This is a genomic window from Longimonas sp., assembly GCF_046498435.1.
In the GTDB taxonomy this organism is placed as follows: Bacteria; Bacteroidota; Rhodothermia; order Rhodothermales; family Salinibacteraceae; genus Longimonas.
In genome coordinates this window covers 1-7922 of sequence record NZ_JAWOAR010000065.1, presented here as the reverse complement: position 1 = coordinate 7922, position 7922 = coordinate 1, and the positions used below count along the sequence as shown (strand labels likewise).

The following is a 7922-nucleotide window of genomic DNA, read 5'->3' as shown; positions in this document are numbered from 1 at the left end:
TAAAATCTTTCTTTTAAAAATTCAATCTCAAACTGAAAATGGCCTGGCAACCATTCCTTCAATGAATTATAAACAATAATTATTCCATTAAGAAAATGTTCTGCTAAAACTGATTGTTTTATTTGATATTGAATCTCTAAAGGCAAGGGGAAAAAATTAACTAAGAATAACAATAATCCAACAATAATTGTTCCCCTAATAAATCCAAATAAAGTACCACCAAGGTTATTAATCCAATTCAATAACAACAAGGCAGTAATATGGCTCAATAAATTTTCTAGCAATCGGAAGAAAATAATAACAGCAATAAAAATAAGAATAAAACTTATAATATTTGATAAGGCTTGATTCCATTTAAATTGTTTTATCAAAAATAAACTTAAATCAGCATACCAGAAAATAGCAATAAAAATAGCGGAAATCAATCCAAAAAGTGTAAGTATTTCTGCAATAATACCTCTCTTAAAGCCCAAAAAAACATTGAATAAGATAATAACAAGAATGATTAAATCAACCCAGTTAATAATTTTTTACTATCCCCCTGATTTCTTTAATTCTATAGAAGGTTTATTGCCTTAATTCTGCCTGGAAACAATTCCTTAATTGTATTTTAACACTTTCCATCATTTTGTCGACTTCTTCATCAGTTAAAGTTCTATCTTCTGCTTGAAAAATAATTGAGAAAGCTACGCTCTTGTAACAGCTTTGCCGATGCGGTCATTGCTACGAACAAGCGGCGGTCGCTCATCAAGCGGCTTACGCAGGGCCTGGTAACCACAGGACTGATTGTGCTCATTGTGGTGTCGGTGCAGTTTCTCGTGCTTGAAGGCGCGCTCGATCTGGCCTTCTTGCTCGCGTTCCTGTTTGCGCTGCTACGCATGATGCCAACCATGCTCAACCTGAACAACATTCGGGGCGACTGGGCCGAGAACCGCGCCGGGCTCGCGAATGTAGCCCAACTGCTCCGCAACGAAGATAAACCCTATCTGGCAAACGGCTCACACAAAGCGCCATCCCTTCAGGAGGAAATCCGCCTGGAAAATGTAGACTTTCGCTACACCACCGGGCCCAAGGTGCTGCACGACGTGTCTATTACGCTGAAGCAGGGGGCTACCACTGCGTTTGTGGGAGGCAGCGGCGCAGGAAAATCGACCCTGGCCGATCTCATTCCGCGCTTTCACGATCCTACCAGCGGGCGTGTGCTCTACGATGGCACCGACCTGCGCGACTTCGATGTGCATTCGCTACGCGACCGCATTGCCATTGTGAGCCAAAAAACCTTCATCTTCAACGACAGCGTACGTGCCAACATTGCGTACGGACGTCCCAGTGCCTCCATGGACGAGATTGTGGAGGCGGCCCGTCAGGCCAATGCGCTCCCGTTCATCGAAGAGATGGCCCAGGGCTTCGACACTTCGCTGGGCGATCAGGGCATTCGCCTGTCGGGCGGACAGCGGCAGCGGCTGGCCATTGCGCGGGCCTTGCTCAAAGACCCCGAAATCCTGATTCTGGATGAGGCCACAAGCTCACTCGACAGCATCTCGGAGCAGGCGGTGCAGCAATCGCTGGAGCGCCTCATGCAAGGGCGTACCGTCATTGCCATTGCGCACCGCCTCTCCACCATCGAGCATGCCGACTGGGTGGTGGTGCTGGAAGAGGGACGCGTGGTTGAACAGGGGCCGTACCACGAATTGATTGCCCAGGAGGGTGCGCTCTGGTCGTACCACAAGCTGCAACGCGCTCCAGTAACCGCATCCTAACCCTTCCGTCCTGCGACCATCCTTCCTCATTCCGACCGAGGTCTTGCTATGTTGGACTCCGATGAATCATCCTCAGCGCCCATTTTTGTCGTTGGCGCCAGCCGTTCGGGCACGACCCTGTTGCGCCTGATGCTAAACGCGCATCCGTCGATTGCCATCCCCGATGAGCTGTCGTACTTCTCGCTCGTGGGCACGCTCCCTACGCCCTGGAACGCTCCACTCGACGCCGGCCGGTATGTTAAGCTGGTTGACGGCTTCCTGGATCAGAATGAACCGGTGCTGACCGGAGTAGATCGCGCCGCGCTGCGCCGTGCCATGCTCACGCATCCTGCACACACCATTCGCACCCCCTACGCCGTGGCGCTCGACCATTGGGCGACGGCCCAGAGCAAGCCGATCTGGGGCGAGAAGACGCCGCACAACTTCTTCTTTGTGCCCGAACTGCACGAGATGTTTCCATCGGCGCGGTTCATCCACCTGGTGCGCGACCCACGCGCGGCAGTGCATTCTATGAATGGATTCAAACGCTGCGTCTCGAACACCGTCATCAATGCCACGAACTGGCGGACATTCATGCAGCAGGGCGCGGCTGTGCTGGAGGCAACGGTTCCTGCTCATCAGCGCATTACGATTCGGTTTGAGGACCTGACTTCGAACCCCGATTTTGTGCTGCAACAGCTCTGTTCGTTTCTCGACATATCGTTCCACTCGGACATGCTGTCGTTCCACGAAACCTCGCACCAGTATATGCACCCGGTGTTTGAAAAGCTGGGTGGGGCGCAAACCGTGACGCGCCCGGTGAACACCGACACTAAAGCGCGCTGGACCACCGAAATGGCTCCTGCCGATATTGCAACCGTGGAGCACATCTGCGGCCCCTGGCTTCCCATCTTTAGCTACGAGCGCCGCACCGATCCCCTGTCGTGGACTGAGCGCCTGCGCCGCGCCCCCGATATGGCGTACTGCGCCCTGAAGCGCTGGCAGCACCGCGACGCCCGTGTGCACCTGATGCACTATAATGTGCCCTGGGCGCCCGCGAAAATACCCAAGATGTAATCCGTCGCTGTTTGTGCTGTCCGCTTTCGTCGTTCTCGTTTTCTTTTGTACCTTCTTGCTGTATCGAACCTATGGGCAACGTGCTCGCCATCTCGTACCGCTTTCCGCCCCAGACCTACCCGCTGGCAATACGTGTGGACTACTTTCTGCGTCATCTGGCGCGTTCGCACCGCGTGCGGGCCGTGACCTCTGCGCCCCAGGCTGCTCTTGACGGGGTGGAGATCCACCGCGTGCGTGAGCGAGAAGCAAACAGCTTTACCCGCTGGATGCGGCGCTTGCGCCTGCAAAAGCTGTCTGATCTGCTGCTCTGGCCGGATCCGTTTGCGCTGTGGATTGGACCTGCGCTCTACACGGCCTACCGTCTGGTGCAGCGCGAGCGCCCCGACGCTATCGTAGCGTTTGCGATGCCTTACTCTGGAGCCATCGTTGCCGCGCTGCTCAAGAAGCTAACTGGGCTGCCGCTCATCATTAACCTCAACGACTCACCCACCTGTCCCGATGTCAACGCCACGTATCCGTCGCCGCTGCACGCGTGGGCGAATGAGGCCATGGAGGACTGGTTTGCACAGACCGCTGATGCGATGGTGTACGTATCGAAGCGCAACATGGAACGTGTGCGGGACCGCCAGCCAGATCAACACTGCAGCACGTTTCATCTGATTCGTCGAGGCGTGCGCCTGAAGGACCGCATCCATCAGACAACAGCACGTGCGCCTGCGGACCCGGTGCAGATTGTGTATACCGGGGGGCTATCGGGCTGGTACATGCATTACGATTCGCCGCGTACCTCCGCATCCCCCTTAAAAACATGGCTGCGTAAAGTCTGGCACCGCTGGAATAATTGGGGCAAACACGTCGCTGCGCCGCTGGCCCCCAGCACGCACACGCCGGTGCACGTGGGGAAGGCCGTACAGCGCCTGATACAGGCGCATCCGGAATGGGCCGGGCGTGTGCAGGTGCAGGTGTACGGCAACACGTTTCCAAACGAGGTGGTGGATTCCGTACTGCGTAAGTACGACCTGCAAGACATCGTGCAGGTGCATGGCATGCGCCCGCACGACGAGGCTCTGTCGCGGATGCATGCTGCCGACATCCTGTTCCTTACACTGCCCGACCGCCCCGATGGCAGTCCCGGCGGGCGCATTTCGGCGAAGACCTATGAGTATTTGACCACCGAGCGACCCATTTTGGCAGCGGTGCCCCCGGGCGAGAATCACGACTACCTGGTGGACAAGCCGGGGGTGTTTTTAAGTCGGCCCAGCGACGTGGAGCAGATGGCCGCCCATTTGGAGCCGCTCGTAGCCGCTACGCTCAACGAAAAGCCTCCAACGTTCGACCGTACGCACCTGCGGACCCTACTCCAAAGCACGCGCCGCGCCGAGGCCTTTGCCCAGGTGCTGGATCAGGTGGTGCCCGAACTTGCTCCACCGGTCTCTCCGGATTCGGCGCATGTCTCGCCCCAAGAGATGCGTGCTACACCGGTTACAACCTGATTGGGCTCTTTTTTGCTTTTATGGTTTCCTGTATGAACGCTTCCTCCGCTGCTCCTATTTTCGTGGTCGGTGCTAACCGCTCCGGCACCACGCTTGTGCGGCTGATGCTGAATGCCCACCCGCACATTGCCATTCCCGAGGAGTTGAACTACTTCAAAATCGGCCCCTACTCACGCTCATGGGACGAGCCCACGTGGGATGCCGACGGCTATGCCCAGTTCGTAGACCGCGTGCTGGACTCCTACATTCCACTACTGCCCGGTCTGGATGCCGAGGCGGTGCGCCCGACCTTGCTTGAGGACCCCAATCCTACATACCGCACCCCTTACGCTGGACTGTTGGATGCGTGGGCCGCTGCCGAGGGCAAGCCGCGCTGGGGCGAAAAGACACCTGGTAACCTGTTTTACGTGGACTGGCTCATCGAAATGTTTCCGGATGCACAGTTCATCTACGTACAGCGCGATCCGCGGGCGGGCGTGGCGTCGATGCAGCGGGTGTCGTTCTTCCCGGATGACGTGATCTTCAATGCACTCAACCGCCGCAAAAGCTGGAACGTGGGCTACCGGCTGCTTACGCAGGTAGTACCGGTCGCACAGCGCATCACGATTCGCTACGAAGATCTGGTGCGCACGCCGCAGCAGGTGGCCCGTACGCTGTGCACATTCTTGGGCGAGCCGTACGCCCCCGACATGCTCAACTTCCATACGGATGCCGAGCGCTACATGAAGGCCGAGGCCGCATCCTCATTCAACGAAGCGGCCACGAATCCCATTTCTGATGCCCACATGGAACGCTGGAAAACAGCCCTCTCGCCCATCGAGGTGGGCTGGATTGAGTCGATCTGTACCGAGGAAATGACACACTTCGGTTACACGCCCGTGGCGCCGCGGCGTCCGCTGTCGGCACGCCTGGTGCAGTACGTGAAGATGGCCTACTGGCACATGGATATGTGGCGGCACCGTGGGTATCGTCCGTATGTGGTGCACCACAAGCTGGGTGCTTCGCTTCGCGAGACTGTGCAGCGGCTTTCTCCATCTGCGGCTCCCTCCTGACCACTGCACGCTCTTACACATCCACCTACGCCAAAAGCGACATCATCGTCTTCCAAAGGCGATACGTGGGCGTAGGTCGCCTGCCTATCTTGCGTGCTGTACGCATGTCGCCCAACACGACGTGCCCAACACGACGTATAGCGGCACTCCCCCCAATTGCTTTTGCCCATGACTGCTCCTGCTCGCTCGGAATCGGTGCCTGCGCTTTCTACGAGAGATATGCCGCTGGCTGCCTTCTATGGCCATCATAAGTGCGCCACGGGATGGATTACCCGCATCTTTCGCGAGATGAGCTTCCACCTGGGGCGGCGCCATTCCATCGTGCACCTGCCGCGTCACATAGCGCCTCACGACTCACTGGCCGATAAGGTGAACGACGAGCACATTGATGTGCTCATCTACACAAACGCCGATATTCGCGAGGCCCGTGCGCTGTACCCTTCGCGCGGCTTCCACGTGGTACGCGACCCGCGCGATGTGCTCGTGTCGGCCTACTTTTCGCACAAGCACTCGCATCCTTCCAACAAGTGGCCCGAACTGGAGCCGCACCGCGAGCTCCTGCAAACGCTCTCGCTCGAAGAGGGCCTGGCCGCAGAGATGGTGTTTAGCCGCGACGTGTTTGCCGCCATGGATGCGTGGGACTATGCACAGCCGCATGTCCTGGAACTGCACATGGAAGACCTGACGGCAAATCCGGATGCCGGGTTTACGCAGATCGCCCAGTTTTTGGGATGGCTGGATCCCGAGGCTTCCTACTCGACCCTTTATCACGCACTGATTCGCATGAACCGGCTCCATTACAAAGGCTACGAACGTGTGCCCGGGCCGTGGCCGCTATTGCCCATTCCGCGCCGCCGCCTTCCCACCTTGCCCCCCGATACATTGCAGCGCATCTTGGAGACCCACCGCTTCGACCGCCTGACAGGTGGACGCAAGAAAGGGCAGGAGAACGTGCACAGTCACTACCGCAAGGGCACGCCCGGCGACTGGCGCAACCACTTTACCCCGGCGCTGGCCGCCCGCTTCAAAAATGAGTGGGGCCAGCTGCTTGTGAAGCTGGGCTATGAGTCGGATCTTAGCTGGGAGGTGTAACTCATGCGCATTGCACACTACGCCTCTGATCTTTGGGCCCCGGGCGGCATCGCCACCTATGTCGACCGCCTGACCACTGCCCAAGAACGCACCGGACACGACGTGCTCTGGCTTTGCCATGAGCCGTCTGATAACCACTCGCTCAGCGAGCGCATGCAGGTTGTAACCCCCGAGACGCTGTATGCAGCAGTACGCCAACTTGACATTGATGTGCTACATGCCCACCGCATCCTGCCCGAACCGCTGCCGAAGGACCTGACGCTGCTGCGCACCATGCACGGCCATCAGGGCGGCTGCCCCTCGGGTACACGCTACCTGCGTCGCTCCGGCCAACCCTGCGACCGTACGTACCACCCGCTGGGCTGCATGCGCATGCATGTGCAGGAGCGATGCGGTAGCTGCCGCCCCCGCAAAATGTGGAAGCATTTCAAGCGGATCCGTCACGAACGCGACCAGACCCAAACGGTGCTTACCGCCGCTGTGAGCATGTACGTACAGCAGATGATGGCCCGTGCCGGATGCGCGATCGATAACATTGTGGTGTGCCCCTCGCCCGCCCCCGATGTGGTACCGTACACCGCTCCCCCCGCACACACGCCGAACCTTCTGTACGCCGGGCGCATCGCCCCCGAAAAGGGCCTACACTGGCTATTGGATGCCATGGCCCAGCTTGATACGGAGGTTACGCTGCATGTAGCCGGCACCGGAACCGAAGACCACATGCAGGCGGCCCACTCACAGGTGGCCGCGCATGGACTGGAAGACCGCGTGCAGTTCCACGGCTGGTGCGACGGCCCCGCCCTTGCCAGTCTCCTGAGCATGACCTGGCTCGTGGTCGTCCCTTCGGTGTGGAACGAACCCGCGGGGCTCGTGCCCCTCGATGCCGCCGCCCACGGGCGCTTTGTGGTGGCCAGCGATGCCGGCGGGCTGCCCGAATACGTGGCGCCCGAAGCGTCGGCTCTGGTGCCGCCCAACGATACGGATGCACTGGCGGCCACCTTAACTGAGGCGCTCGGCGATTACGACATGCTTGCGGCAGCCGGAAAGCGCGCTCAGCACCACGCAAGCGTCACCTTTTCGGCGACCCACACGGCTCGCGTCTACGAACAGTTGTACGCGCAAGCATCCACCAACCGGTCGGCCTCCGATGTGCTGCTTGCTCCACGCCCCTGACCGTTGCTTCCCCCTACTGTCGTGTCACAGGTCATTCTGTGGGTTGAACCAAGATGGATACGCGTGTCGTGCCGTCCCGAAAAGTTCCTGCTAAACACCAAGGAGATGGTTCGACTGCGCTCACCGAATGCTTTCCAGGGTCTGCATGACCATGGCAATGGTTTGTGCCCGATGGGGACGGGGCATGGTGCTCAGGTCCTGTCCCTGCATCGTCACCCGGCCTGCCAGAGCCGGGTCAAAACCATGAAGGACCGTTACAGCCTGACCGTTGTGATGGTACAGCATGATCTGAACCT

8 protein-coding genes are annotated in these 7922 nt (G+C 58.0%); 6 read left to right on the top strand and 2 right to left on the bottom strand.

Going from position 1 to position 7922, the window contains the following annotated elements; translation table 11 throughout:
• Both R6U20_RS02770 and R6U20_RS02765 read right to left on the bottom strand, forming a co-directional pair.
• The coding region (locus R6U20_RS02770) for a CvpA family protein (RefSeq protein ID WP_410336346.1) at positions 1–473 on the bottom strand (473 nt) is incomplete at its 3' end.
• Between the two features lie 94 nt (positions 474–567).
• Positions 568–675, bottom strand: coding sequence for a hypothetical protein (locus R6U20_RS02765; protein WP_410336347.1), 108 nt, complete (start codon positions 673–675; stop codon positions 568–570).
• A gap of 2 nt (positions 676–677) precedes the next feature.
• Here R6U20_RS02765 and R6U20_RS02760 point away from each other — a divergent pair, with 2 nt between their 5' ends.
• The 6 genes from R6U20_RS02760 to R6U20_RS02735 all read left to right on the top strand — a co-directional run bounded on the left by R6U20_RS02760 (position 678) and on the right by R6U20_RS02735 (position 7626).
• Positions 678–1760 (top strand): ABC transporter ATP-binding protein, encoded by a 1083-nt coding sequence (locus R6U20_RS02760; protein ID WP_410336345.1) that lies wholly within the window; start codon positions 678–680, stop codon positions 1758–1760.
• A 48-nt stretch (positions 1761–1808) separates the two neighbouring features.
• Positions 1809–2816 (top strand): sulfotransferase family protein, encoded by a 1008-nt coding sequence (locus R6U20_RS02755; RefSeq protein WP_410336344.1) that lies wholly within the window; start codon positions 1809–1811, stop codon positions 2814–2816.
• 71 nt (positions 2817–2887) lie between these two features.
• Positions 2888–4309, top strand: a complete 1422-nt coding sequence (locus tag R6U20_RS02750) for a glycosyltransferase (protein ID WP_410336343.1) — start codon at positions 2888–2890, stop codon at positions 4307–4309.
• A gap of 32 nt (positions 4310–4341) precedes the next feature.
• Positions 4342–5361: a sulfotransferase family protein gene (locus R6U20_RS02745; protein WP_410336342.1), complete on the top strand. Its 1020-nt coding sequence runs from the start codon at positions 4342–4344 to the stop codon at positions 5359–5361.
• A 168-nt stretch (positions 5362–5529) separates the two neighbouring features.
• Positions 5530–6453, top strand: coding sequence for a sulfotransferase domain-containing protein (locus tag R6U20_RS02740; protein WP_410336341.1), 924 nt, complete (start codon positions 5530–5532; stop codon positions 6451–6453).
• Between the two features lie 3 nt (positions 6454–6456).
• A complete protein-coding gene (locus R6U20_RS02735) occupies positions 6457–7626 on the top strand; it encodes a glycosyltransferase family 4 protein (RefSeq protein WP_410336340.1) in 1170 nt (389 codons plus the stop codon).
• Positions 7627–7922: the final 296 nt, after the last annotated feature.